This is a genomic window from Priestia aryabhattai B8W22, from assembly GCF_000956595.1.
Lineage (GTDB): Bacteria > Bacillota > Bacilli > Bacillales > Bacillaceae_H > Priestia > Priestia aryabhattai.
This window is the reverse complement of the sequence record NZ_JYOO01000038.1, coordinates 1-25,262: the sequence shown is the minus strand read 5'-3', so window position 1 is coordinate 25,262 and position 25,262 is coordinate 1. Positions and strand designations below refer to the sequence as shown.

The 25,262-nt window shown below is 38.2% G+C and carries 26 protein-coding genes and 1 pseudogene; 20 read left to right on the top strand and 7 right to left on the bottom strand.

Features of this window, described 5'->3' with window-relative positions; all coding sequences use genetic code 11:
- Positions 1–45 precede the first annotated feature (45 nt).
- Entirely contained in the window at positions 46–897 is an 852-nt protein-coding gene (locus tag N178_RS22180) for a class I SAM-dependent methyltransferase (RefSeq protein WP_045294937.1), read from the top strand.
- Positions 898–954: 57 nt separating this feature from the next.
- Here the strand turns inward: N178_RS22180 and rpoN are convergent, their stop codons facing one another.
- Both rpoN and N178_RS22170 read right to left on the bottom strand, forming a co-directional pair.
- Positions 955–2,292, bottom strand: a complete 1,338-nt coding sequence (rpoN, locus tag N178_RS22175) for an RNA polymerase factor sigma-54 (RefSeq protein WP_237758584.1) — start codon at positions 2,290–2,292, stop codon at positions 955–957.
- Between the two features lie 210 nt (positions 2,293–2,502).
- Positions 2,503–2,850, bottom strand: a complete 348-nt coding sequence (locus N178_RS22170) for a winged helix-turn-helix transcriptional regulator (RefSeq protein ID WP_034668472.1) — start codon at positions 2,848–2,850, stop codon at positions 2,503–2,505.
- Positions 2,851–3,013: 163 nt separating this feature from the next.
- On the opposite strand from N178_RS22170, the gene N178_RS22165 reads away from it, so the two are divergent.
- Complete coding sequence (locus N178_RS22165) at positions 3,014–3,997, top strand: zinc-binding dehydrogenase (protein ID WP_045294932.1); 984 nt, start codon at positions 3,014–3,016, stop codon at positions 3,995–3,997.
- A gap of 39 nt (positions 3,998–4,036) precedes the next feature.
- Here the strand turns inward: N178_RS22165 and N178_RS22160 are convergent, their stop codons facing one another.
- Entirely contained in the window at positions 4,037–5,821 is a 1,785-nt protein-coding gene (locus N178_RS22160) for an ABC transporter ATP-binding protein (protein ID WP_045294966.1), read from the bottom strand.
- 16 nt (positions 5,822–5,837) lie between these two features.
- Positions 5,838–7,580: an ABC transporter ATP-binding protein gene (locus N178_RS22155; protein WP_045294931.1), complete on the bottom strand. Its 1,743-nt coding sequence runs from the start codon at positions 7,578–7,580 to the stop codon at positions 5,838–5,840.
- Between the two features lie 126 nt (positions 7,581–7,706).
- Between N178_RS22155 and N178_RS22150 the strand changes: the two genes are divergently transcribed.
- Positions 7,707–8,192: a DUF6985 domain-containing protein gene (locus tag N178_RS22150; protein WP_045294929.1), complete on the top strand. Its 486-nt coding sequence runs from the start codon at positions 7,707–7,709 to the stop codon at positions 8,190–8,192.
- A gap of 40 nt (positions 8,193–8,232) precedes the next feature.
- Here N178_RS22150 and N178_RS22145 read toward each other — a convergent pair.
- Together N178_RS22145 and N178_RS22140 are read right to left on the bottom strand one after the other, a co-directional pair.
- Positions 8,233–9,784 (bottom strand): annotated as a pseudogene (locus N178_RS22145) (solute symporter family protein).
- Between the two features lie 16 nt (positions 9,785–9,800).
- Positions 9,801–10,136: a DUF485 domain-containing protein gene (locus tag N178_RS22140; RefSeq protein WP_033579473.1), complete on the bottom strand. Its 336-nt coding sequence runs from the start codon at positions 10,134–10,136 to the stop codon at positions 9,801–9,803.
- A 497-nt stretch (positions 10,137–10,633) separates the two neighbouring features.
- Here N178_RS22140 and N178_RS22135 point away from each other — a divergent pair, with 497 nt between their 5' ends.
- The 4 genes from N178_RS22135 to N178_RS22120 all read left to right on the top strand — a co-directional run bounded on the left by N178_RS22135 (position 10,634) and on the right by N178_RS22120 (position 13,657).
- The gene (locus N178_RS22135) at positions 10,634–10,942 is read left to right on the top strand and encodes a hypothetical protein (protein ID WP_045294927.1); all 309 of its coding nucleotides are present in this window, start codon (positions 10,634–10,636) and stop codon (positions 10,940–10,942) included.
- 216 nt (positions 10,943–11,158) lie between these two features.
- A complete protein-coding gene (locus N178_RS22130; protein WP_045294925.1) occupies positions 11,159–11,914 on the top strand; it encodes an IclR family transcriptional regulator in 756 nt (251 codons plus the stop codon).
- 32 nt (positions 11,915–11,946) lie between these two features.
- Positions 11,947–12,774 carry an aldo/keto reductase gene (locus N178_RS22125; RefSeq protein WP_045294923.1) on the top strand — a complete coding sequence of 276 codons (828 nt, stop codon included), beginning with the start codon at positions 11,947–11,949 and terminating at the stop codon, positions 12,772–12,774.
- 121 nt (positions 12,775–12,895) lie between these two features.
- The gene (locus N178_RS22120) at positions 12,896–13,657 is read left to right on the top strand and encodes an SDR family oxidoreductase (protein ID WP_045294922.1); all 762 of its coding nucleotides are present in this window, start codon (positions 12,896–12,898) and stop codon (positions 13,655–13,657) included.
- A 171-nt stretch (positions 13,658–13,828) separates the two neighbouring features.
- On the opposite strand, the gene N178_RS22115 is transcribed toward N178_RS22120, so the two are convergent.
- A complete protein-coding gene (locus N178_RS22115) occupies positions 13,829–14,284 on the bottom strand; it encodes a MarR family winged helix-turn-helix transcriptional regulator (protein WP_025749716.1) in 456 nt (151 codons plus the stop codon).
- Positions 14,285–14,636: 352 nt separating this feature from the next.
- On the opposite strand from N178_RS22115, the gene N178_RS22110 reads away from it, so the two are divergent.
- From N178_RS22110 to N178_RS22055, 13 genes are all read left to right on the top strand, one after another.
- Positions 14,637–15,275: a biotin/lipoyl-containing protein gene (locus tag N178_RS22110; protein WP_028412179.1), complete on the top strand. Its 639-nt coding sequence runs from the start codon at positions 14,637–14,639 to the stop codon at positions 15,273–15,275.
- A gap of 42 nt (positions 15,276–15,317) precedes the next feature.
- On the top strand, positions 15,318–16,943 hold the full coding sequence (locus tag N178_RS22105; RefSeq protein WP_045294920.1) for a DHA2 family efflux MFS transporter permease subunit: 1,626 nt from the start codon (positions 15,318–15,320) through the stop codon (positions 16,941–16,943).
- An 18-nt stretch (positions 16,944–16,961) separates the two neighbouring features.
- Entirely contained in the window at positions 16,962–17,492 is a 531-nt protein-coding gene (locus tag N178_RS22100; RefSeq protein ID WP_013055626.1) for an NAD(P)H-dependent oxidoreductase, read from the top strand.
- 8 nt (positions 17,493–17,500) lie between these two features.
- Positions 17,501–17,740 carry a hypothetical protein gene (locus tag N178_RS27685; RefSeq protein WP_237758582.1) on the top strand — a complete coding sequence of 80 codons (240 nt, stop codon included), beginning with the start codon at positions 17,501–17,503 and terminating at the stop codon, positions 17,738–17,740.
- Complete coding sequence (locus tag N178_RS27680) at positions 17,721–17,912, top strand: hypothetical protein (RefSeq protein ID WP_237758580.1); 192 nt, start codon at positions 17,721–17,723, stop codon at positions 17,910–17,912. Before N178_RS27685 ends, N178_RS27680 begins: the two co-directional genes overlap by 20 nt.
- Before the next feature lie 162 nt (positions 17,913–18,074).
- Positions 18,075–18,500: a MarR family winged helix-turn-helix transcriptional regulator gene (locus N178_RS22090; protein ID WP_028412182.1), complete on the top strand. Its 426-nt coding sequence runs from the start codon at positions 18,075–18,077 to the stop codon at positions 18,498–18,500.
- A gap of 116 nt (positions 18,501–18,616) precedes the next feature.
- Positions 18,617–19,606, top strand: a complete 990-nt coding sequence (locus N178_RS22085; RefSeq protein ID WP_013081939.1) for a LacI family DNA-binding transcriptional regulator — start codon at positions 18,617–18,619, stop codon at positions 19,604–19,606.
- Entirely contained in the window at positions 19,599–20,477 is an 879-nt protein-coding gene (rbsK, locus tag N178_RS22080; RefSeq protein WP_045294917.1) for a ribokinase, read from the top strand. Before N178_RS22085 ends, rbsK begins: the two co-directional genes overlap by 8 nt.
- The gene (gene rbsD / locus N178_RS22075; RefSeq protein ID WP_045294915.1) at positions 20,478–20,867 is read left to right on the top strand and encodes a D-ribose pyranase; all 390 of its coding nucleotides are present in this window, start codon (positions 20,478–20,480) and stop codon (positions 20,865–20,867) included.
- A 14-nt stretch (positions 20,868–20,881) separates the two neighbouring features.
- Complete coding sequence (locus N178_RS22070; RefSeq protein WP_045294914.1) at positions 20,882–22,363, top strand: sugar ABC transporter ATP-binding protein; 1,482 nt, start codon at positions 20,882–20,884, stop codon at positions 22,361–22,363.
- Position 22,364: 1 nt separating this feature from the next.
- Positions 22,365–23,324 (top strand): ribose ABC transporter permease RbsC, encoded by a 960-nt coding sequence (gene rbsC / locus N178_RS22065; protein ID WP_025749709.1) that lies wholly within the window; start codon positions 22,365–22,367, stop codon positions 23,322–23,324.
- 11 nt (positions 23,325–23,335) lie between these two features.
- A complete protein-coding gene (gene rbsB, locus N178_RS22060; RefSeq protein ID WP_045294913.1) occupies positions 23,336–24,256 on the top strand; it encodes a ribose ABC transporter substrate-binding protein RbsB in 921 nt (306 codons plus the stop codon).
- 439 nt (positions 24,257–24,695) lie between these two features.
- On the top strand, positions 24,696–25,262 hold a 567-nt coding region (locus N178_RS22055), incomplete at its 3' end, for a coiled-coil domain-containing protein (protein ID WP_045294912.1).

Here is a 25,262-nt window from a genome sequence, read left to right as displayed (position 1 = left end):
TTATGATAGTATAGGTTTACGTATAAAAGAGGGGAACGTGAATGCATGCAGCTTACAAAATTTTCGGTATATGAAAGTGATCGCGTGAAAAAGTGGCAGGAAGGCCTGAAGGAATGGGACGGCTCAATATCAGAACGGATGATAAATGACCGAGCTGAAGATGAATTTTGGCAGCAGTATCTAGAAAAAATGTCTTTTGATTCAGAAAACGATCCTGTAGTGAAACAGCTTCAGCAAGAACTTCTTGCTTTGTTGAATCCAACTGACTCTGTCGTGGAAATTGGCCCTGGGTGGGGAAATTATACGTTTGCTATAGCGGATTATGTAAAAGAACTTACGTGTATGGATTGTTCGCCAAGCATCATCCGCTACTTACAAACGCAATCGAATGCCCGCTCTAATCTAAATTTCATAGAAGGTAAATGGGAGTATGAGCGTCTAACAGATAACTATGATGCCGTAGTAGGAATAAACTGTTTTTACCGTATGCATAATATTGTCGATGGTCTCTTAAATATGAATGATTCGGCTAATCGTTTGGCAGTTATTGGAATGTCAACGGGTCCAGAAAAGCCTCATTACGTAGAGTTACATAGAAAACTTGGCTACGAGATTAAATGGCGCCGTAAGGAATATATTGACTTACTAAATATTTTATATGAACTGGGCATTTATGCAGATTGTAAGCTAGTTCCTATAACCAAAACGGTAACTTATGAGACGTACGAAGATCTCATCAAGAAGAACTCGACCAAGGTGCTTTCTAAAGATGTTGACAAGTTAGAAACTGAGAAGATTATTTTACAGCATGTAAAGAAAATAAATGGCACATATGAATATACGTATCAATATCATATGGCTTTTATTTATTGGAAACCGATAAAAAGAACCCGTTGAGTAAAATCAACGGGTTCTTTTTAGTAGTGATAAAGCTGTAATTTAGAATAAGCAATATTAAAATCGTCGCCGCTTAGAAGAACTTTCAATTCCTGCTTCTTCACGGTATTTAGCGACTGTTCTTCTTGAAATTTGAATTCCTTCGCTGGAAAGAAGAGACATGAGCTTTTGATCTGAAAGAGGTTTTAATTTATTTTCTTCGGCAATTAATGTTTTAATTTTTTCTTTTATAAAGGCAGTAGAATTGCTTTGTTCTCCATCATTTCGCTCTAAAGAATTGGTGAAAAAGTATTTTAACTCAAACAGCCCGCGTGGCGTTTGAATATACTTTCCATTAGTCGCACGGCTTACCGTTGATTCGTGACAGTCTACTTTTTGAGCAATATCTTTTAAGGTAAGCGGCTTTAGCCCCGAAATACCCGTTTCAAAAAAATCTTGCTGATGTTCCACAATGGCTTTGGACACGTTGTAAATCGTCGCATTACGCTGCTCAATACTATTGATTAGCCAAGTAGCTTCATGGATTTTTTCCTGTACGTATCGATCGGTTGTTACGCATGCAGAGCGATGAACCAGTTTTTGGTAGGTGTTGTTAATTTCGATGGGCGGAAGCAGCTCGCTATGAAGAATAACATGATAGCGGCCGTCAACTTTCTGTACCGTTACATCAGGCGAGATGTACTTCGTAAGCGGGACGTGGAAATCTCCTGCTGGACGAGGATTTAATGTCCGCAAGCAGTCAACAATTTCTTGTACTTCACGCATCGAAATAGAGTATTTTTTTGAAATGTTCCGATATTTTTTGTTAGCAATATCTTCAATATCATGTTTTACCACGTCGTATAAAAGAGGAGGCTTTGACCTTTTGGCCTTAATTTGAATAAGCAGGGAATCGACAAAATTTTGAGCCCCCACTCCAATTGGATCAAAGCTTTGTAAAACGTGAATCATATCGTTGACTTCGTTAATTGAAACATTCAGCAGTTCGGCTGCCAATTTTGGCTCAATTGCTAAAAAGCCGTTTTTATTTAAGTTTCCAATTAGAAATTGAACGATGTGTTTTTGGTGTGAGTGTAAATGATTTAGCATAGACAGCTGCTCTAATAAATGACTCTCTAATGTCACAGTTTGATCAGATATATAATTAAACGGATTATACTCGTCATCGGTATGACCTTTTGAATATGAACGCTGCTCTCGAGTATAAAATGAATCTTTTTGCTGAGAGTCGCCAGCAGACAGTTTAATTACAGGATTTTCATTGACTTGCTGATGAAGATAATGAACTAAATCGGCCGTAGAATAATTTAAAATGTTGATAGACTGACGTAATTCAGGTGTCATGGCCAATTTTAATAGTTGTTTTTGGGATAAATCTAAACCTAGTTGCATCATTGAATCACCTATCATTCTTGAGTTTTATTTCGACAATTCTGGCTGCATCGTTCGACATCATCATAGCTGAAAATGCGAAAGAATTCTATAGTGTTGTCAGAAGTTCTTACACACGGGCGACTCGCAAGAAAGAGTAGGAGAATAGATAAAACAGCCGAATAGCTCCTCACAGCAGCTATTCGGTTGTTTTAACAGAGCTGCTAGGAGAACTTAGCTGCAATTTGGCGTGTTTCCCATTCTTCTATCTCCCCATGCGCACATCATATTTAAAATTTCTCGTAAGGTTTCGCCTTCTTCACTGAGTGAGTACTCTACTTTAGGAGGAACTTCATTGTATACTTTTCTATTAACTACACCATCTTTTTCTAATTCTTTTAGCTGTTGAGACAGCATTTTTTTGGTAATAGCAGGCATAGCTCGCTGAAGTTCACTAAAACGTTTTTCGCCTTCTTTTAAGAGGCATAAAATAACAACTTTCCATTTCCCGCCGATTACCTCAAGCGTTGCTTCAACAGGTACATTATAGTGGGGTGCTTTCACCGTTAATCCTCCATTCATAAATAGATATGAAATATGGATATAATAATTTAATATCCATAGACCTAGGTTACCGGGAAGGTACCTGGTTACATGAAAGTGCCGTCTTTTGTAAACAACATGTATTTATTATACTGAAAAAGAACTTTTAATTGAAGGAAGAAATGTAAAAGGGGAGATCTTGATGAAAGCTTTACTGCTAGAAGGCAAAGGGAAAGTAAGTGAGATGAAAGTCGGAGATATCCAAATGCCGCATCCAGCTAAAGATGAAATTTTAGTTAAAATTAAAGCTACTGCCCTGAACCCTGTAGATTATAAAACGGGAAACGGCGGTAATCCCAGTTGGACATATCCTCATGTATTAGGACTTGATTCAGCTGGCGTTGTCGAAGAAGTGGGAGAAGAAGTCACAACTGTTAAAGTTGGAGACCGCGTTGTATATCATAGCGATTTATCAAAAAAAGGCGGATTTGCACAATACGGAGTGACAACAGCTCACACAGTTTCTCTTATTCCACAAGGAGTTTCATTTGAAGATGCTGCAGCTATTCCATGTGCGGGGTATACGGCATATCAAGCATTGTTTCACAAAATGAACGCTTCAAAAGGACAAACGATTTTAATTCACGCAGGTGCTGGAGGGGTGGGCGGGTTTGCCATTCAGCTTGCCAAAAATGCAGGTCTTACAGTGCTCACAACCGCATCTTCTGCCAATCATGAGTTTGTAAAAAGTTTAGGTACTGATTATGTAATCGACTACCGTAAAGAAGACTTTGTGAGAAAAACGTTGGAGCTTACCGGTGGAATCGGTGTAGATTTAGTCTTGGATACCGTTGGACGTGCCAATGCAGACGAGTCGGTGAAGGCTCTTGCTTTTAACGGTCAAATTGCATTCATCGCAGGTCCGCCTAATGTAAACGATGCAATTTCGTTTGCACATCCACTATCGTTTCATCAAGTTGCATTAGGAAGTGTACATCAGTCTAATAACGTAAAAGAACAGCGAAAACTTGCTGAAATGGGAAATAAAATGCTTTTGCTTTTACAAGAAAATAAGCTAAATGCACTCGTGGAAAAAGTCATTTCACTAGACGAAGTGCCAGCAGCATTAGATGAACTGGCGACTCGTCGGGTAAAAGGGAAAATTGTAGCCGTGATAGATAAATAATACAACAAAAAAAGCAAACACCATGAAGGTGTTTGCCTTTTAAATCGTAAACTGCTGCGTATAGAGCTTGTGGTAAAAACCTTGTTTCTCTAGCAGCTGGCGATGATTTCCTTCTTCAATAATTTGTCCGTCTTTTAAAACAAGAATTTGATCTGCATTTTCAATTGTTTTAAGGCGGTGAGCAATCACAAAGCTTGTTTTTCCTTTTAATAGATTACTCATTCCTTTTTGAATATCAATTTCTGTTTTTGTATCAATATTAGAAGTAGCTTCGTCTAAAATTAAAATATCACAGTCAGAGAGCATGGCCCGGGCAATCGATAAAAGCTGCTTTTGACCTTCACTTAAATTTCCTCCACCGGCTGAAATCACAGTATCGTATTGCTGCGGCAGGTGCTTGATAAAAGAATGAGCATTTGCCATTTTTGCTGCGCTTTTAACTTCTTCATCGCTGGCATCTAGCCTGCCAAATCGAATGTTATCCGCAATCGTACCGGAAAATAAATAGGTATCTTGAAGAACAATGCCGATTCGGTTTCGTAAATCATGGATGTTATAGTCACTGATGGAGAGGCCGTCAATTTTAATGTCTCCGTTTGCGATGTCATAAAATCGTGTGAGTAAGTTAATGATTGTTGTTTTACCAGAACCTGTCGGACCGACCAAAGCAACCATTTCACCTTTTTTTGCTGTAAGTGTAACATTTTTTAAAATCATTTTTCCGTCAGTATAGCCAAATGATACGTTCTCAAAAGCAACGTCTCCTGCAAATTTTGTAACAGAAAGAGCGGTTGGTTTGTTTGTGACGTCTGGCTGCTCATCCATAATCGCAAACACGCGCTCTGCGCCGGCAATAGCCGAAAGAATGGTGTTTACTAAGTTTGCCATTTGACTGATTGGGCGAGAGAACTGACGGGAGTAGTTAACAAACGAAGCGATCATCCCCACTGTAACGCTACCTTGAACCGCCATAAATGCTCCTGCTCCAATTACTAGTGCTAAGCCTAAGTTGTTAATAAAGTTTGTGACAGGACCTAAAAAGCCTGAAAATGTTTCTGCTTTTGTTGCTGAACTTCTCAGCTGTTCATTTCGTTCATTAAAAACAGTTAAAAAATCTTTTTCCTTACTAAAAAGCGTAACAACTTCTCCTCCAGAGATTGCTTCTTCTACAAAGCCGTTTAGTTCACCTAAGTCTTTTTGGCGTTTGACAAAATTTTCACTGCTTCGTTTTAATATTTGTCGAACGATTATAACCATCAATGGAATAACAATCAGCGTGATAATAGCAAGAATCCAGTTGAGCGAGAACATCGCAATGGTAATGCCCACTAAAGACAAAATAGAGGACAGAGCCTGAATGACACTTTGACTCAGAGCGTTGTTTAGATTATCAATATCATTAGTAACCCGGCTCATTAACTCTCCGTGAGCTCGTTTGTCAAAAAAGCGAAGGGAGAGAGTCTGAAGCTTTGCAAATAAATCTTGGCGGAGCATTCCAATGGTCGTAAACGAAACGTTTACCATTAAATAGGTTTGCAGCCATGTTAACAAAGATGTCGTAATGTAAATTCCTGCAAGAGTGAGTGACATTCGTATCGTTCCGCCGATATCTTTGGGAATAATATGCTCATCAATAATAACCCCAATTAAATAAGGGCCTAATAAATTAAGCAGGGAAGTCACAATAACTAAGATTATCGCAGCTACAAGCGGAGGCTTTCGTTTCCCCATATATGACCAGATTCTGTGCAGTGTTTTTTTCGCATTCTTTGGCTTCACTACAGGACCTTTCATCATTCCTCTAGGGCCGCGAATAGAGCTCATTTGATTTTTACCTTGATTATTCACTAGGCAACACCTCTTTTCCGCCTTGTGCAAGATAAATGTCGTAATAAAGAGAGCGGTGACGAAGCAATTCTTCATGAGTCCCTTGTTCAGCAATTTTGCCTTCATCCATGACGATAATATGATCAGCGTGAAGAAGAGACGAAATTTTAGATGCAATAATAATGACGGTCGCATCCGAAAACTCTTCTTTTAAATGTGTTAGTACCTGCGCTTCTGAGACAGCATCCAACGCCGAAGTTGCATCATCAATGACCAATATAGCAGGCTTTCTAACAAATGCACGGGCGATTGAAAGGCGCTGCTTTTGCCCTCCTGATAAATTGGTAGCTCCTCTCGTTAAAGGATACTCATATTTTTCTGGGAGCTTTTCAATAAACTCCGTGGCGCATGCAAAAGCTGCAGCATCTTCAATTTCTGAGGAAGAAGCATGATCTTTTCCCATTCGAATATTCATATCAATCGTTCCGGTAAACAGCGTAGCTTTTTGAGGAATGAACCCAATGGATGAGCGAAGCTCTTTTACGTCATAGTTCGTGAGATTTTTTCCATCTATAAAAATTTCACCGCCATCAGGATCATATAAGCGCGAAATAAGTTTTGCAAGCGTCGATTTTCCGCTTCCAGTAGAGCCGATAATGCCAATGGTTTCCCTGTGTTTAGCAGTAAATGAAATATCTTTTAATACGTTTTCGCCATTTTTACTGTAGCTGTATGTAACATTTTGAAACGATAGATCACCTTTAAGTCTGTTAATTTGAGCAGCAGAGTTTGCTGGAGGAATGTCTATTTTTGTTTTTAAAACAGAATCGATTCGTTCAGCTGAAGGGAATGCGCGTGTAATTTGCATCAGCACCATGCTGCTTGACATAAGTCCGTTTAAAATAATCGTTAAGTAATTAATAAAAGCTAAAATCACACCTGCTTCAATTTTCCCTGCTTCAACTTGAAGTCCACCCAGCCATAGAGTAGCTACCATTCCGATATTTACTACAAATAAAATAACGGGCATTAAAAGCGAAATAAGCTGAACGGCACTCATATTAGCTCGCGTCAAGGAGCTGTTTGCTTCTTTAAACTGATTGATTTCATATGCTTCTCTTACATACGCTTTTACTACACGCATCCCTGATAAATTTTCTTGGACTTTTGTGTTTACACGATCAACGCTTTGCTGAACTTTTTTAAAAAGTTTTCCAGCTTTCGTGATCACAAACCAAATGCATAAAAATAAAATAGGGACGACCACGACGATAATAGGAAACAAAGAACGAGCTGTTAATAACACGATCACAATACTTCCTGCAAAAAGTAAAGGACCTCTAACTAATACTTTTAGCGTCATATTCAATGCGTTTTGAACACTCGTTACATCGTTTGTCATGACGGTAATTAAGTGACCAGTCCCTAGTTTGTCTCTGTTGCTGTTTGAAAGGTTTTCAATCTTTTCAAAAAGCGATTTCCGAATATCGGTAGAAAAATTTACTGCTGCTTTTGTGCTAAGGATGGCACAGACGATACCAGCAGCTAAGCCAATGATTGCTAATATGAGCATAAGGATACTTCGGGTGATAACATATGTTTGATTGTTGTTTGCAATGCCATAATCAATGATATGCTGCATAATAGTAGGCTGCAGAAGGTCAGCTAACACTTCAATTACCATCAATAGCGGGGCAAACAGCGCAAGCCATTTGTAAGGTTTTAAGTAAGGGTACAAAGATTTAATTGTATTCACACATTGTGGCACTCCTTTCTGTAAAAAATATGGTAACATAGAATAAGTTTAGAAGTTTGTTTCAAGCACCATTTATTATACGCCAATGCAAGCAGAAATCCACTTTTTGAGAGGGTCAGGTATGCAATGAATCAAACATTACGAGTACATCATCCACTTTTTGGATCTTTGTTATATGACTCGGCCTGGGTTGGAAAAAAACAGGTCACTTTCTTTGGACAAAAACAACACGTGCTGCTGACAATTGATGGAGATAAAGAGAAGCCATTTCAAAAACGGCAAGAAGAGGCTTTTCAAGCATTTTGGCTTCAAAGTGAATTATTGTTAAAGAGGACGGAAAAAGCTCTTTTTGATTATTATCAACAGGTGCGAGATGAATACAGAACTCAAGTTGAAAAAGACGTGGTAGACTTATTAGTTCCGAATGTAAAAAAGCGAAAAGACATTGGTTTTTTAGTTGAGTGTATTCAAATCTTTGTTCCTGAAGCACCTCATGATACAAGAGAACTTGGTTTGTTTTTTGAATGTACGTGGGAAGAAGAGCATATGTTAGCTGTAAAGTTTAGAAATGAACAAATTGCCGCTATTGGCTTACAAGAAGATTTATTCTAATAAAAAGCCTTGAAGCAGACTGCTTCAAGGCTTTTTGGCATTAATGTTTGACAGGCTCTTCGATTCCCATACCTGTATTTGCTTTTACTAAAATCTCATCAAATTTCTTTTCGTCGGCTTTTTTAGACGAAAGAAGTGTTCCTATAAAAGCAGCTAAGAAGCCTAGAGGAATAGAGATAATACCAGGGTTTGTGAGCGTGATGAGCGGTTCACCTACAAAGATAGCAGCTCCAGGCTCAGGTGCCCACACGTTTGGACTAATGGCAACTAAAAACAGTGAGCTGAATAGGCCAACCAGCATGCCAGTGACTGCTCCTGCTGTATTGAAACGTTTCCAAAAAATAGTAAGTAGAATAATTGGCAAGTTAGCGCTCGCTGCTACTGCAAAGGCAAGTGCAACTAAAAATGCTACGTTCATGTTTTGAGCAAATAATGCAAGAATAATAGATAGAATGGATACCCCAATAGAAGCCCATCGTGCAGCTACTACCTGTTCTTTTTCAGTTGCAGCTCCTTTACGGAGAATATGACTATAGAAGTCATGCGCGAATGCTGAAGCTGCTGAGAGCACCAGCCCAGCTACAACAGCTAAAATCGTAGCAAAAGCTACAGCTGAGACAAACGCAAAGAGAAAGTCTCCGCCAAGAACTTGAGCGAGAAGGGGAGCTGCCATGTTTCCTGCTGCGTTTGCTTTGATAATATCATCGTACCCTACGAATGCAGCAGCGCCGAACCCTAAAAAGATTGTCATAATGTAAAAAACGCCAATGATCCACGTTGCATAAATAACAGACTTTCGTGCGGTGATGGCATCTTTTACTGTAAAGAAACGAATAAGGATATGAGGCAGGCCTGCTGTACCAAGAACAAGAGCTAAATTCAACGAAATCATGTCCAGCGGATTTTTGAATTTATTTCCTGGATTTAAAAAGCCGTCACCAAGAGGAGTTGCGGTTTTCATCTCAGAAAACATTTTAGCTAAGCTAAAATCAAATTTTGAAAATACGATAATGGAAATAATGAACGTACCAATCATCAGAAGCAAGGCTTTGACAATTTGCACCCAGCTGGTCGCTGTCATCCCTCCAAATACAACGTAAACCGTCATCAAGACGCCGACAATTAAGACAGAGTACACGTAATCTAGACCAAGCAATAAATGAATTAATGCTCCTGCTCCAACAAGCTGCGCAATCATATAAAAAATGGAAATGGTGATTGTGTTTAACGCAGCAACTCCACGCACTTTCTTTTCGTTAAAACGAGCCGCTATCATATCTGCCATCGTGTACTTTCCTAAGTTGCGAAGCGGTTCAGCTACAATGTATAACACAACGAGGTAGGCAACTAAAAAACCGATGCTAGTAAAAAAAACCGTCAAATCCAGAAAGCGCTACCATTCCAGCTATGCCTAAAAATGATGCAGCAGACATATAATCTCCGGCAATCGCCATACCGTTTTGCCAGCCGGTTAAACTTCCATCTGCTGTATAAAAGTCACTGGTCGTTTTTGTCCGCTTGGATGCCGCATACGTAATAATTAGCGTAAGACCTACAATGGCTAAAAAAAGTGAAAAAGCTAGTACGTTCATTCATTTAACCCCCTATTCAATTTGCAGCTTCTTTTTTTATTGTGTCAACAAGTTCATCAAATTTCGAGGCTCTTTTTGTGTATAAAATGCAGAGGGCCCAGGTCATCACAAACTGTGCAAAAGCAAATACCCACGCCCAAGTCATAGAAGCAAAAGCCGGTTTGTTTAAGACGGTTGTGTAAGCCGTTAAGATAGGCAAGGTAAAATAAAAAGCAAGAAAAAACAGAGAGAGCGGTAGAATAAAATTGCGTTTTTGTTTCAAAAGCTTTTGAAATGAAGCAGACTGTACAATTTCTGTGTAATCAGGAGAGGAAGAAGCATTGTTAACCTTCTTTAAAGAATTTTCATTCATCGCCAAGCGGAATTCCCCCTTTGATAATAAATAGATGAAGCAAAAAGCTTCATATCACTTGAATTATATTATTTTCGGAATAAAAAGTAAATTCTGTCTTTTTGTGAGAATGGTAACTTTGGAAGTTTTTTAATATACTAAAGATTCAAACTAAATGCATACTGCCATAATAAAAAACGAACAACATTCAATATAAAGGAAAAATCATTCGCAACAGAAATGTTGAAATTAATCCTTGGTTTCTTTTACATATAAGGCTTTTCTTCATTATTTAAACGTTATTTTTTTGTTTGATCTTTTGAAAAGCAAAAGAAGATGATGATAAAATCATAAGCACACAATAATGTTAGACAGGAAACGGGTTGAGAAAGTACGCTATTATTTAGAGATGGTTATAAATAGGCAAGATATTATGAAAGATTTCTATATGAATGATATTTTTTCTTTATAGTAAACAAATAATGTGACTACTTATATAAAAGAGAAAAGGTGAAATAATGGCATTTGGAATCAAGCGCCCGGAACTAAACGCATGGAAAGCAGCTGTTAAGCGAGGAGAGATCGCATTTTTAACTCATTACTGGCTTGATGAGCGTTTTCCAAATGCAACTACCGTAACAAAAGTAGGTTGCAGTGACTTAAATAAGCTGATTAAGTGGGGAGAAAAGTATGGTATTCCCGCTAAGTATATTGATAATCGATCCGGCTATCCTCATTTCGATTTACTAGGCGAGCGCCAGAAAGAAATTATGAAAAAGGAAAATCAGCTGGAGCAGCTGAAGCGATTTGAAGAAGTTAACGAGTGAAAAGCAAAGCTAATTTAAAAAACTGTAAAAAAATTCTATTGTTAAGGCTTTTTTTATGTTTAAATAGAAAAAACAGTGGAATAGATTAAGAAGAACAATTACGTTATATATTCTCTCATATAGGGAAAATAACTTGGTTTAGTTTCCTTATTTGATACGATAAAGAGCTTTGTTTTATAATAAAATTGTTGTTCGGATAAAAGGAGGAAGAAGGGCATGTCCGAGGTTGGAACTTTAAAAAAAGGATTAGATATCTTCTCTTTGCTTTTAAACCGTCCGAATATGACTATTCCAGAAATGATGGAAGCGCTCGGTTTTAATAAGAGTACGATGTATCGTCTCGTAAGCACGCTTGAACAAAACGGATTTATTGTAAGAAACCCGTCTAACCGCTATACGGTTTCACCGCAACTGGTGCTGGCACTCGTGCAAAATACGATGCATACGAATTATGAAATGAATTGGCTCTCTGTTCCTGCTATGCAGAAGCTGAGTGAAGAGACCAATGAGACCATTTACGCGGGAATTCTCCATCATAAACAAATGGTTACAACTCAGGTGGTGAACGGGCAATATAGCACTCGTACGCATTCCGAAGTAGGAAATAAAAAGCCGCTTCATGCAAATGCTATTGGGAAGTGTATTCTTGCTTATCAAGAGGACAGCGTGCAAAAATCTATTCTTCACGAACTTTCGCTTGAAGCTTATACAGATCGAACGATTACCGAGCTGGACGAGCTTGAAGCTGATTTGGCTTTAAGTAAGGAAAGAGGATATGCTGTCGATGATGAAGAACGGGAGCCTGGCGTTCGCTGTATTGCAGCCCCTATTTTCAGAAAAGGAAAAATAATGGCAGCTATTGCTTTATCAGGTCCATCCGTTCGTATTTCACAAGAGAAAGACGAAGAACATGCTGCACTTGTTAAACAGTGCGCAGAACAAATTTCACAAGCAATTACTCTTTACGAATAATTCAACAGTAAAAAAAGGGGATGAACAGCAACATGGAAAACTTGCAGTCAACGACGACCTTAGCAAATGGCGTTAAAATGCCTTGGTTAGGTTTAGGTGTTTATAAAGTAGAAGATGGTCAAGAAGTTGTAGACTCAGTTAAATATGCAATCAAAGCTGGATATAAAAGCATTGATACGGCTAAAATTTATGAAAATGAAGAAGGCGTTGGACAAGCAATTAAAGAATCAGGTGTTTCTCGCGAAGAACTATTTGTTACATCAAAAGTGTGGAATGCAGATCAAGGATATGACACAACTCTTCAAGCGTTTGAAACAAGCTTAAACAAGCTAGGTCTTGAATATTTAGATTTATACTTAATTCACTGGCCGGTTGAAGGTAAGTATAAAGATACGTGGAAAGCACTTGAAAAGCTTTATAAAGACGGGAAAATTCGTGCAATCGGCGTATCGAATTTCCAAGTTCATCATCTAGAAGACTTAATTGCAGATGCAGAAGTTAAGCCGATGGTAAACCAAATCGAATTTCATCCACTTTTAACACAAACAGAAGTGCGTGAATACTGCAAAAAACAAGGAATCCAAGTGGAAGCATGGTCACCGCTTGCACAAGGTGAGCTGCTTGATAACGAAGTGCTAACTCAAATTGCCGAAAAACACGGAAAATCAACTGCTCAAGTTATCTTACGTTGGGACTTACAAAACGAAGTAGTAACGATTCCTAAGTCAACAAAAGAACATCGTATTGTCCAAAATGCAGACGTATTTGATTTTGAATTAAATGCAGAAGAAGTTGAAAAAATTAACGCATTAAATCAAAATCACCGCGTAGGTCCAGATCCGGATAACTTTGACTTTTAATTTTAAATCAAGACTAAAACGTCTTGTAAGATAAATAATAAACAAAGCGCTATTGTCATTCATGCAGTAGCGCTTTGTTTATTAAAAAGGAAATATGATGGCTGAACGAGGAGGAAAAGTAATGAAAATGTCAGGAAACACTATTTTAATTACGGGCGGAGCGTCTGGAATTGGGTTGGCGCTTGCAGAACGTTTTTTAAATGAAGGAAACGAAGTCATTATTTGTGGAAGAAGGGAATCAAAGCTGCAAGAAGCAAAAGAAAGATTCCCTTCGTTACATACAAAAGTGTGCGACGTATCAATAGAAGAAAGTAGAGTAGAGCTAGTAAAATGGACGACTGAAACGTTCCCAAAATTAAATGTTATTGTAAATAATGCAGGCATTCAGCAGCGCGTAAATCTTTTACACATGCACGAAGAGTGGAAGTATTACGAAAAAGAACTAATGAGTAATGTAAGTGCTCCTATTCATTTAACTTCGCTACTGATTCCTCATTTTGTTCAACAAGAACGGGCTGCGGTTATTAACGTAACGTCGGGACTGTCTTTAACACCTGGAGCATGGGTGCCAATCTACAGCGCAACAAAAGCGGCGTTAAGGTCATTTACGATTAGTTTAAGACATCAAGTAGAGGAAACAAATACCGAAGTGATAGAAATTCTTCCTCCAGCCGTGAACACGGATTTAGGAGGACCGGGACTTCATACATTTGGAGCGCCGCTTGAGGACTTTGCTGATTCAATATTTGAAGAATTGAAAAAAGGTGAAATCGAAATTGGCCATGGAGATAGCGCTAAGAGGCTTCATGCTTCCAAAGGAGAAATTGAGAAAGCTACAGCACAGGCTTGGAAGGGATTTTTGAAAAATAATCCTGAATTTTAAAGGCAGCAAACACAAAGGTTTCTAAACCCTTCAATGGTAGCATGTCACAAAAAGAGGCTGGAACAAAAGTATTTGAGTCCAAGTGAAAAACGAACCGTGAATCAACATGTTTGATTCACGGTTCGTCTTTAGATTGAATTCATCTCGTTATGTCCCAGCCTCTTTTTATCATTAACGATCTACCGTTTGTCTAATTCGTTTTTCCATTTTTTCAAGCATGCGGAGATACTCATCCTGTTCTTCAGGAGTTAGAGCAAAAAGCATGTCTTGCCAAAATAAATTTCGCTGCTCAATTACATAGTTCACTAATGTTTCGCCAGCCTCTGTTAAGGATATCCATACAATTCGGCGGTCTTTTTGGTCACGTACGCGCTTAATGAGTGCATCATCTTCTAATTGATTTAATAAAATGGTAGTAGCCCCAGAGGTTAGCTTTAGGTTTGAAGAAATTTCGGCTACCATACGTTTAGAGCTGATTCCAATAAATTTTAGAATTAAAAATTTCGTAATGGTCAAATTATAGGGCTGCTCACTGATTTTATCTTCCAAGAGCTTTCGTTTGAGTTCAAATAATGAGGTTTTAACTTGGTCGAGTTTTTCTAGTTTATCTATTAACTGCTGATCCATCATAATCACCTTTTCTTTATCATTATAGGTGTTAAACAATTGCTGCTAGTTACCTATTGTGGTTTATGTATATAGGGAGTTTGTTCCAAAAAAAGGAGCTGTTTTTGTGTATAACCCTATGCTTATATATCTAACTTTAAAGTAAAGTAAAGTACTTGTAAAGAAACCAAAACTTTTAAGTTGTATTTCAGTTAAAGATGTAGTAAAGTATTCAGTCGGGAAAACTTTATGAAACATAAATGTTTAGTTTTAAAAATAAATTAAAATCAAAGTTATTTACAACTAAATATCTTTATGATAAAGTTATCTAGCGTAATACTTAACTGAATGAAATATTAAGGAGGTAAAATAAATGTCAAGAGGGCGTTTAATTTTAATGAACTTTATCGGAATTATTGTAGTATTAGCTTTAATTATTGGTGGGGGATACTATTATATTCAAAAATCTAATTATGTATCCACAGACAATGCAAAAGTGTCCGGAGACCTTTATACAGTAGTAGCGCCAGCGGCAGGTAAAGTAGCAAGCTGGAACATTGAAGAAGGTAAAGATGTTTCAAAAGACGATGAGGTAGCTAAAATCCAATCAGAAGATGGGGAAAAAACAGTTACAGTACCAGAGGATGGTAAAATCATCAAAACACAGGTGAAAGAAAATCAAATGGTTCAAGCTGGTCAACAAATTGCTAGCGAAGTAGATATGAATAACTTATTCATCATTGCAAACATTAAAGAAGACAAATTAAAAGATATTGAAGCTGGCGATGACGTTGATGTAACAGTTGACGGAGATACTAAAACAACAATCGATGGAAAAGTAGAAGAAATCGGTTATGCAACAAACTCAATTTTCTCATTAATGCCAAGCTCTAATTCAGACGGCAACTATACTAAAGTATCACAAACAGTTCCTGTTAAAATCTCTATTTCTAACTACTCTGAAAACGTACTACCAGGTATGAACGCAGAAGTTAAAATCTCTAAAAACTAAGAACGTACATGATTAAGAAGAGAAGAAAGGAGGAAGGAACTGATGTCAGCAAACACGATACAACCAGAGGAAAGCTCAGTTAAAAAGCATATCCCGCTGCTAGTCGTACTTATGCTTGGATTGTTCTTAGCAATTTTAAACCAAACGCTGCTAAATGTTGCGATTCCGCATCTGATTACAGAGTTTGGCGTCACGGCTAATACCGCACAGTGGTTGCTTACAGGATATATGCTTGTAAATGGTGCACTTATTCCATTATCAGCCTATTTAATTGAACGTTTTGGAGTTCGTCGCTTATTCTTATTTGCAATGGCCTGCTTTACAATAGGTGCACTTATCTGCGGAATTGCGCCTACTTTCTCGATTATGCTAATCGGACGTCTGGTTCAAGCAGTCGGAGGCGGAGTGCTAGCACCTCTAGTTATGACCATTATCGTATTTATTTTCCCTCCTCATATGCGCGGGAAAGGAATGGGTATCTTTGGTTTAGCCATGATGTTCGCTCCGGCAATTGGACCGACGCTTTCAGGATGGGTTATTCAAAACTATGACTGGCACATTTTATTTACGGGAATGGTGCCACTAGGTGCACTCGTACTTATTATTGCAGCTTTTAAATTAAAAGATATTAAACCACCTCAAAATGTAAAAGTAGATCTAATTTCTGTGTTTACATCCCTTGCAGGTATGGCTTTACTTCTATACGGCTTCAGTGAAGCTGGAAACGATGGCTGGACGGATTCAGTTGTATTGTCAACGATGATTGGCGGTATTGTCTTATTAATCATCTTTGTCGTGCAGCAGCTTCGACTTAAGAGTCCGTTACTTGATGTGAGAGTGTTTAAATACAGTATTTTCTCATTATCTAATATCATTAGTATTGCCATCACAATTAGCATGTATGCTGGTATGTTCTTGTTGCCAATTTACTTGCAAAATATTCGTGGCTATTCAGCATTTGATTCAGGTTTATTAATCTTGCCTGGTGCACTTGTTATGTTAGTTATGTCACCAATTTCTGGTACGCTGTTTGATAAATTAGGACCGCGTCCACTAGGGATTGTTGGGATGCTGATTACAGTTGTGACAACATTTGAATTTACAAAATTAACGCTTGAAACACCGTTTAGTCATATTGTTATTATTTATATGATCCGTGCATTCGGTATGTCATTATTGATGATGCCAATTATGACGGCTGGTTTAAATCAGCTGCCGGCAAAATTAAGCAGTCATGGTACATCAATGGCGAACACGCTTCGTCAGGTGAGTGGTTCAATCGGTATCAGTTTAATGACTACAATCTTTACAAATCGCACAACATATCATGTGAATGAAATGAGCAGTTCAATGACTACATCCGATCCATTCTTTATGAATAACTTCCAGGTATTTGTTCAAAAGATTGCTCAAACGCTTCACCTTTCTCAAACAGAAGCGCAAAAACAAGCTTTAACAACATTAGCTGGAAAAGTTCAAGCGCAAGCAACTGTACAAGGAATTAACGACGCGTTTTATTGGACAGTTATTATCGCCATTATTGGATTGGTTTTAAGTTTCTTCCTACGTGATGTTCGTAAAGATGTAGTAGTAGAAGTAGAAGAGACAGAAAAAGAAACAACAGACGATATTCGTATGTTACCGGCACCAAAAGATATGAACTCATAAGCAACGGAGGGATAAAGGATGAAAATTTGTATCGTATATGATAGTGAAGGCGGACATACAGAGGCATTAGCAAAAGCGATTGCTTCTGGGGCCGAGCTGTCTGGAGAAGCAACCGTATATGTAAAGCATGTCGAAGATGCAGATGTACGTGAACTGCCTGAAATGGATGCTATTATTTGGGGCTGCCCAGGGCATTTTGGAACAATTAGTTCAGGGTTAAAAACGTGGATCGATAAATTAGGTTATCTATGGGCAGAAGGTAAATTAATTAATAAAGTAGGTGCGGTGTTCTGTACAACAGCTACAACGCACGGTGGCTTAGAAGCGACGCTTTTAAATTTAATTACACCTATGCTTCATCAAGGTATGATTATTGCTGGATTACCAGGTAACATCCCAGAAAATGCGCTTTACGGTACTTATTACGGTGTTGGAATTACTTGTCCAATCGAAGGTGACGAATTATTAACAGAGAACGACCAAGCGCTGGGTAAAGCATTAGGAGAACGTGTTGTTCAAGTGACTAAACGAATGACACAAGGACAGTAGGTGACGGTATGTTAGGTATTTTACTGATCGTTGTAGCTGTGATTCTGGTTGTACTAATTATTACTATGAATGCCAAAGCATCATCTTCTAAGCGCCAGCGTACAGTTCCACCTAAAAAAGAAGCGGCTGCTTCAAATGCTCCTAAAGAGCCAAAAGTAGCAGAGAAAAAAGTAAGCAGAAGAAAAACCTGCAGCACCAAAAGAAGAACCAAAAGAGCCGCAGACGAAGATGGAAACAAGAACATCTAGACATAAGAGAGAAAAAGATGTCATGAACGATGATATGTATCGTCAAGTGCTGCAAAAGTTTAGAGAAGGCGAAAAAGACGACACGGTTTTTACAAAAGAAGAACGTGATGTTATGAATGATGACGCTTTTCGTAAGGCTTTAAGATCGTTTAAGAAAAACGATAATGAATGAGTTTCTTCTATTATAATAGTACGGAATAAAAGAGATAGAAAATAGGTTATAAGCATTCTGCGAAACCAGCCGCTCTCCCCAGGTTAGGTTTCGCTTGGAGTGCAGCAGGGGGCTGACATGTTAACATCGACTCCCTGATTATAAGAAAGGGGACGTCAAAACATGGAACAGCTCACATTTATTGAAGAGGTCCAGAGAATTTCGATATCCCTTAACAAAAAGGTAATGACAGAGATAAAAGAAAGGTTACTTTCACAAGGGATTACACCTTTTCAATATCATATCTTATTAATTATCGGTAAATGCAGTCACATTGGGGTAACTAAGCTGGCAGAAGAGATGCGCGTCAAGCCTAGTGCGATTACTCCTGTTATTACTCGTTTAATAGATTTAGAGTTAGTTTCACGCTATCACTCTAAAGAGGATCGCCGTAAGGTAAACATTGAGTTAACTGCTAAAGGTGAACAAGTGATTGAAGAAGCAAATGAAATTGTGCAAAAGATGATTGCTCATTTCTTTTCTTGCTATGAGCCGAAAGATCAAGAGCAATTTTTGAAATTATTTAAGAAACTAGACGCTAATATCTAATGAAAGAAAAATCACTTCTTAATGAAGTGATTTTTTTTGTTAAAAAGATTGTCAACTTCACTTTTCCATGATATTATTTGTGTAAACGGTTACATATATGAAAGGAGGGAAATAAAGTGGTAACGATTCGTGATGTAGCAAAAGAAGCAGGTGTGTCCGTTGCGACCGTTTCGCGCGTTTTAAATAGTACAGGGTATGTAAAAGAAGACACGCGTGTGCGAGTAATGAATACAATTCAAAAATTAAACTACAGCCCTAACGAAGTAGCCCGTTCGCTTTATACACGTGAATCACGTTTGATTGGTCTCTTGCTGCCCGACATTACAAACCCTTTTTTCCCTCAGCTTGCACGTGGAATAGAAGATGAAGTACATAGCCATGGATTTCGTTTAATTCTTGGCAATAGTGATGAGCAGTTAGAGAAAGAATTAACCTATCTCCAAACGTTTACGCAAAATCATGTAGTAGGAATGATTACGGCAACAACAAGTCTAGCTCAGAAACTGTATGAAGGTCTTACATTTCCCGTCGTGTTTTTAGATAGAAGTTCTGATCAGTATCCATCTGTTTATGCTGATGGTTTTGAAGGTGGGAAACTTGCTGCAGAAGAAATAATCAAAAGAGGAAGTAAAAGAATTACCCTTATCAAAGGTCCAGTAAATGTAAAGCCTGCTCAGGAACGTTTTCAAGGCTCTCTGTCTGTTTTGAGTCAGTCTGATGCAGACTTTTACGTATTAAATACAAATTCTCTAGCGTTTGACGATGCGCAGAAATGGGCAAAGGAAATCTTTCAAAAGTATCCTGAAACAGACGGAATCATTGCAAGTAACGACATTGTAGCCACAGCTGTTTTACACGAGGCGTTTCGATTAGAAAAAAGCGTGCCTGATGATCTTCAAGTGATTGGTTTTGATGATATTCCGCAAAGCCGCTTTTCGTTTCCAGCGCTGTCTACAATTCGTCAGCCTGCTTATGAAATGGGCAAGCAAGCAGCAGGTCTGTTAATGAAATGCATTAAGAAAGAACCTTTAATTCAAAAGCAAGTACAACTACCCGTTACGTTTATTGAACGAAATACGACACGAAAGGTTGAGGAACATGGCTAAAGTAACTGTGATTGGAAGTTCATCAATGGATTTAGTAGTAACATCAAATATTCGTCCTGGAGCTGGAGAAACAGTGTTAGGAGAATCATTTAAAACCGTTCCGGGAGGAAAAGGAGCGAATCAAGCTGTTGCAGCAGCCCGTCTTGGAGCGAATGTGAGTATGATTGGATGTGTGGGCGAGGATCATTATGGAAAAGCAATCCTGGAGAATTTCAAATCAAACGGTGTATCCGTGGAAAATGTGAAACCGGTTACAGATTCAGACAGCGGAACAGCTCACATTATACTCGCTGAAGGAGATAACAGCATTGTAGTTGTCAAAGGAGCAAACGATTATATTACTCCAGACTACGTAGAAAAAGCAAAAGAAAAAATTAAAGAAGCTGATATCGTACTTATTCAGCAAGAAATTCCAGAAGAAACGGTTGAATATGTTGCTCAGCTTTGTCAGGAACTTAAAGTACCGCTTTTATTAAATCCAGCGCCTGCAAGACCATTAAAAGCAGAAGTGATTGAACAAGTTTCTTACATCACTCCAAATGAACATGAAGCAGAGCTTTTATTTGAAGGAAAAGAAAAAGAAGAAGTATTAAAACAGTATCCAAATAAATTGTTTATTACAGAAGGAAAACAAGGTGTACGCTATTTTAACGGCGAGAAAGAAGTGTTGGTTCCTTCTTATCAAGTAGAAACGATTGATACAACAGGAGCAGGAGATACATTTAACGCAGCGCTTGCTGTGGCACTTGCCGAAGGAATGGGCTTTGAAAAAGGAATTCAGTTTGCTAATCGCGCAGCTTCGCTATCCGTCACTAAATTTGGTGCGCAAGGCGGTATGCCTACTCGAAAAGAAGTGGAGGAGAGTCTGTAAATGAAACGCCACGGAATGATTAACAGTCATATTACGAAAATACTAACAGATCTAGGTCATACAGACACTATTGTCATTGCAGATGCAGGGTTACCTGTTCCTAGTGACGTGCCTAAAATTGATTTATCTTTAAAGCTAGGAGTGCCTAGCTTTGAAGATGTAGTAATAGCTGTGCTAGAAGATATGGCTACAGAAAAAATAGTGATTGCTTCTGAAATGAAAGAAAGAAATCAAAAGGCTTACGAGCTGATGGAGAAGCAAAACATCTTAGTAGAAGAAGTATCGCATGAACAATTAAAAATGCTGACAAGCAAAACGAAAGTTGTGATTCGTACAGGAGAAGCAACTCCTTATGCAAACTGCATTTTACAAGCGGGAGTTATTTTTTAAAAGAGGTGAACAGCATGCATATTGCAATGAGAGGGATTCATAAAGCCTTTGGAGCAAACCGTGTACTAAGGGGCGTGGATTTTGAATTACATGAAGGTGAAGTTCACGCACTAATGGGGGAAAATGGAGCGGGGAAATCTACGCTGATGAATATTTTAACCGGCCTTCATAAAAAAGATGAAGGGCAGATTCTGATTGATGGCAAAGAGACGTATTTTCAAAATCCAAAAGAAGCAGAACAAAACGGAATTACCTTTATTCATCAAGAGCTGAACGTTTGGCCTGAAATGACGGTGCTTGAGAACTTGTTTATCGGCAAAGAATTAAAAACGCCTTTAGGTTTTTTAAAAACAAAAGAAATGAAAGCGTTAGCAAAGAAACAGTTTGAAAAATTAGCTGTGACCATTCCGCTTGATCAAGAAGCGGGACTTTGTTCTGTCGGACAGCAGCAAATGATTGAGATAGCCAAAGCGCTGATGACGAATGCAAAGGTGATTATCATGGATGAGCCAACCGCAGCGCTTACTGAAAGAGAAATTCAAAAGTTATTTGACGTAATTAATGCGCTGCGAAAACAAGGTGTATCGATTGTCTATATTTCACATCGTATGGAAGAGATTTTTGCTATTTGTGATTCCATTACGGTCATGCGTGACGGACAGACGGTAGACAAAAAGCCGATTCCAGAAACCAGCTTCGATGATGTTGTTCGCAAAATGGTAGGAAGAGAGCTAACGGATCGATTTCCTGCTAGGACATCTCCTAAGGGAGACGTTGTATTTGAAGCAAAAGGCTTGGAGAGAAAAGGTGTATTTCAAGACGTTCATTTTTCAGTGCGATCAGGAGAAATTGTCGGCGTTGCGGGACTAATGGGAGCTGGCAGAACCGAAATTATGCGCGCTATCTTCGGGCTTGATCCGTTAGAAAAAGGCGAAATTATCTTAAATGGCAAACGGGTTAGTATCACAAAGCCTGACCAAGCCATTAAATTAGGTCTCGGGTTCATTACAGAAGATCGTAAAACAGAAGGGCTCGTTCTGGATTTTTCTATTCGAGAAAATATTGCGCTTCCAAGTCTATTCAGCTTTTCGCCAAAAGGCTTTATTGAACAAAAAAGCGAGCAGCAATTTGTAGATTTGCTTATTAAACGTTTAACGATTAAAACCGAGTCGTCCGAGACGAGTGCAGGTAACTTATCGGGAGGAAATCAGCAAAAAGTAGTTATTGCCAAGTGGATTGGCATTGGACCAAAAGTGTTGATTTTAGATGAACCGACGCGAGGAGTTGACGTCGGGGCAAAGCGTGAAATTTATCAGCTTATGAATGAACTGACAGACAGAGGCGTGGCTATTATCATGGTGTCTTCAGAGCTTCCGGAAGTACTCGGCATGAGCGATCGCATTTTGGTTGTGCATGAAGGAAAAATAACAGGTGAACTGACAAGTGAAGAAGCAACTCAAGAAAAAATTATGACATTTGCAACAGGAGGTCAGTAAAATGAAAGCAAACACAGCGATAAAAGAAAATCGCGTTGATAACGTGATGCAAAAGCTAGGTCCGTTACTAGGTCTATTTATTCTTATTGTCATTGTATCGATTTTAAATCCAAGCTTTTTAGAACCTTTAAATATTTTAAACTTGCTGCGTCAAGTGGCCATTAATGCTTTAATTGCATTCGGTATGACATTTGTTATTTTAACAGGTGGAATTGATTTATCGGTTGGCTCTATACTTGCTCTATCAAGTGCGTTAATGGCAGGTATGATTGTGTCAGGTGTAGATCCTATTTTGGCTATTTTAATAGGATGTGTGTTAGGAGCTGTAATGGGTATGATTAATGGCTTACTTATTACAAAAGGAAAAATGGCGCCGTTTATTGCGACGCTAGCGACGATGACAATTTTTAGAGGGTTAACGCTTGTTTATACAGATGGAAATCCGATTACGGGCTTAGGTGAAAACTATTACTTCCAATTATTTGGCCGAGGCTATTTCCTAGGCATTCCTGTTCCAGCGATTACGATGGTACTAGCATTTGCTGTCCTATGGGTGATTTTGCATAAAACACCGTTTGGCCGTAGAACATATGCAATCGGTGGAAATGAAAAAGCAGCATTTATTTCAGGAATCAAAGTTCCGAAAGTTAAGGTTATGATTTACTCATTAGCAGGATTATTGGCAGCGCTATCAGGAGCGATTTTGACTTCTCGCTTGAACTCTGCTCAGCCAACGGCAGGTACGTCTTATGAGTTAGATGCTATCGCTGCAGTAGTACTGGGGGGAACAAGCCTTTCTGGAGGACGTGGACGCATTGTTGGAACGTTAATTGGTGCGCTGATTATCGGAACGTTAAACAACGGTTTGAACTTACTCGGCGTTTCGTCATTTTACCAAATGGTTGTAAAAGGAATTGTTATTTTAATCGCGGTATTAATTGATCGCAAAAAGTCAGCTTAGGAGGGAAAAACATGAAGAAAATTTGGCTCGTGCTATTATCATTTTCATTATTACTGTTAGGGGCTTGTTCACTTCAGCCTCCTGAGTGGGCGAAACCATCTGAAAGTAAAAATTTAAAAGATATTAAAATTGGTTTATCCGTTTCTACATTAAATAATCCGTTCTTTGTTTCGCTAAAAGAAGGGGTACAAAAAGAAGCAAAAAAACTGGGCATGGAAGTAGTTGTAGTAGATGCTCAAAATGATTCAGCAAAACAAATTAACGATGTGGAAGATTTAATGCAGCAAGGTGTTAACATTCTGCTTATTAACCCAACGGATTCAGCTGCTATTTCAACAGCTGTACAATCGGCTAACAATGTAGGCATTCCAGTTATTACGCTAGATCGTTCAGCAGAAAAAGGAAAAGTGGAAACACTGGTAGCTTCAGATAATGTAAAAGGCGGTCAAATGGCTGCTGATTACATTGTGAAAAAAGTAGGGGGAAAAGCTCAGGTAGCAGAACTTGAAGGCGTGCCGGGAGCTTCAGCAACTCGTGAACGAGGAAAAGGGTTCCATAACGTTGCAGATCAAAAGCTAGATATTACGGCTAAACAGTCAGCTGATTTTGACCGTACAAAAGGCTTAAACGTTATGGAGAATGTTCTTCAAGGAAACCCTGGTATCAAAGCCGTATTTGCTCACAATGATGAAATGGCATTAGGAGCTATTCAAGCGATTAACAGCTCAGGAAAAGATGTGTTAGTAGTAGGGTTTGATGGAAACGATGATGCAATTAAAGCAGTAAAAGAAGGGAAACTAGGAGCAACTGTAGCCCAGCAGCCTGTTTTAATTGGTAAACTTGCCGTAAAGTCTGCTAAAAATGTTCTTCAAGGCAAAAAAGTAGATAAGCAAATTCCAGTGCCTTTAAAACTAGTAACCTCTGAAAAATAATGGCTTTATACGTGTGAAGAAAAAAGACGCTCATTTGATTTATGGGCGTCTTTTTATATATATAAAGTGTAAAAAAGAAGTGAAAAAGTCACAACTTTATAAATAGTGTAGGAATTATGTAGGTGGAATTTATGTAATAAAAAGTAAAAAACACCGAAAAAAGACGGTAAAACACATAATTTTCTGTGAAAAATTTGTAATATAGCTGTAATAATAAGCGTTTATTTCGATTTTTAAAGAGTAATTTTGCCCCCTTTGTGACAAAAATATATCTTTTTTAATAAACAGTAAACCTCTCTATCAAGGGATTTTGGTGGTAAATTCCCAGAAAGAGATTCTTGGTTATACAGATTATGGGAAACTTTTAACTGTATTGTAACATAAACAGCTAGTTTTTTATGGTATAACTATGTCTATGAGGAAAGGGGACTATTACTTTATGAAAATTTTTAAGCGTATGACTCTTGCAGCAGTCACAGGAATTTTCTTCATGACCGGCATTACAGAGACTCACGCCCAATCGAATGAAGAAGCGCTCCAGACTACTGAAAATAAAATTAAAGAAACAGAAAAGGCTGTTCAACAAAAAGAGAAAGAGAAACAGTCTATCAATTCAGATGTTCAAAACATACAGTCACAATTAAATTCATTACATACAGTAATCTCTAGCAATAAAAAAGAGTTAGCATCGACTGAAAAGCAGATTTCAGAAGCGAACAAAATGATTGAGAAAAAGAAAAAAGAGATCGTGTTGCTTCAGGAAAAAGTGTTAAGTCGTAAAGATATTATTGAAAATCGATTAGTTGCTTTACAGCAGGACGATAAAACAAGCGTTGTTATTGATACATTAATGAATGCTGATAACTTTGGAGATTTTGTTGCACGTATGGGTGCGGTCACAACTTTATTGTCAGCAGATAATGATATTTTAAAGCAGCATCAAAATGACTTAGATCAAATTGAAAAAGATAAAAAAGAAATTGATAAGCAAGAAAAAGTATTAGAA

Excerpts from the sequence above, each read along its gene's own strand:
- N178_RS22180 (WP_045294937.1), top strand. The coding sequence starts at position 46 with ATGCAGCTTACAAAATTTTCGGTATATGAAAGTGATCGCGTGAAAAAG.
- rpoN (WP_237758584.1), bottom strand. The coding sequence starts at position 2,292 with ATGATGCAACTAGGTTTAGATTTATCCCAAAAACAACTATTAAAATTG.
- N178_RS22170 (WP_034668472.1), bottom strand. The coding sequence starts at position 2,850 with ATGAATGGAGGATTAACGGTGAAAGCACCCCACTATAATGTACCTGTT.
- N178_RS22165 (WP_045294932.1), top strand. The coding sequence starts at position 3,014 with ATGAAAGCTTTACTGCTAGAAGGCAAAGGGAAAGTAAGTGAGATGAAA.
- N178_RS22160 (WP_045294966.1), bottom strand. The coding sequence starts at position 5,821 with ATGAGCTCTATTCGCGGCCCTAGAGGAATGATGAAAGGTCCTGTAGTG.
- N178_RS22150 (WP_045294929.1), top strand. The coding sequence starts at position 7,707 with ATGAATCAAACATTACGAGTACATCATCCACTTTTTGGATCTTTGTTA.
- N178_RS22140 (WP_033579473.1), bottom strand. The coding sequence starts at position 10,136 with ATGAATGAAAATTCTTTAAAGAAGGTTAACAATGCTTCTTCCTCTCCT.
- N178_RS22135 (WP_045294927.1), top strand. The coding sequence starts at position 10,634 with ATGGCATTTGGAATCAAGCGCCCGGAACTAAACGCATGGAAAGCAGCT.
- N178_RS22130 (WP_045294925.1), top strand. The coding sequence starts at position 11,159 with ATGTCCGAGGTTGGAACTTTAAAAAAAGGATTAGATATCTTCTCTTTG.
- N178_RS22125 (WP_045294923.1), top strand. The coding sequence starts at position 11,947 with ATGGAAAACTTGCAGTCAACGACGACCTTAGCAAATGGCGTTAAAATG.
- N178_RS22120 (WP_045294922.1), top strand. The coding sequence starts at position 12,896 with ATGAAAATGTCAGGAAACACTATTTTAATTACGGGCGGAGCGTCTGGA.
- N178_RS22115 (WP_025749716.1), bottom strand. The coding sequence starts at position 14,284 with ATGGATCAGCAGTTAATAGATAAACTAGAAAAACTCGACCAAGTTAAA.
- N178_RS22110 (WP_028412179.1), top strand. The coding sequence starts at position 14,637 with ATGTCAAGAGGGCGTTTAATTTTAATGAACTTTATCGGAATTATTGTA.
- N178_RS22105 (WP_045294920.1), top strand. The coding sequence starts at position 15,318 with ATGTCAGCAAACACGATACAACCAGAGGAAAGCTCAGTTAAAAAGCAT.
- N178_RS22100 (WP_013055626.1), top strand. The coding sequence starts at position 16,962 with ATGAAAATTTGTATCGTATATGATAGTGAAGGCGGACATACAGAGGCA.
- N178_RS27685 (WP_237758582.1), top strand. The coding sequence starts at position 17,501 with ATGTTAGGTATTTTACTGATCGTTGTAGCTGTGATTCTGGTTGTACTA.
- N178_RS27680 (WP_237758580.1), top strand. The coding sequence starts at position 17,721 with ATGGAAACAAGAACATCTAGACATAAGAGAGAAAAAGATGTCATGAAC.
- N178_RS22090 (WP_028412182.1), top strand. The coding sequence starts at position 18,075 with ATGGAACAGCTCACATTTATTGAAGAGGTCCAGAGAATTTCGATATCC.
- rbsK (WP_045294917.1), top strand. The coding sequence starts at position 19,599 with ATGGCTAAAGTAACTGTGATTGGAAGTTCATCAATGGATTTAGTAGTA.
- rbsD (WP_045294915.1), top strand. The coding sequence starts at position 20,478 with ATGAAACGCCACGGAATGATTAACAGTCATATTACGAAAATACTAACA.
- N178_RS22070 (WP_045294914.1), top strand. The coding sequence starts at position 20,882 with ATGCATATTGCAATGAGAGGGATTCATAAAGCCTTTGGAGCAAACCGT.
- rbsC (WP_025749709.1), top strand. The coding sequence starts at position 22,365 with ATGAAAGCAAACACAGCGATAAAAGAAAATCGCGTTGATAACGTGATG.
- rbsB (WP_045294913.1), top strand. The coding sequence starts at position 23,336 with ATGAAGAAAATTTGGCTCGTGCTATTATCATTTTCATTATTACTGTTA.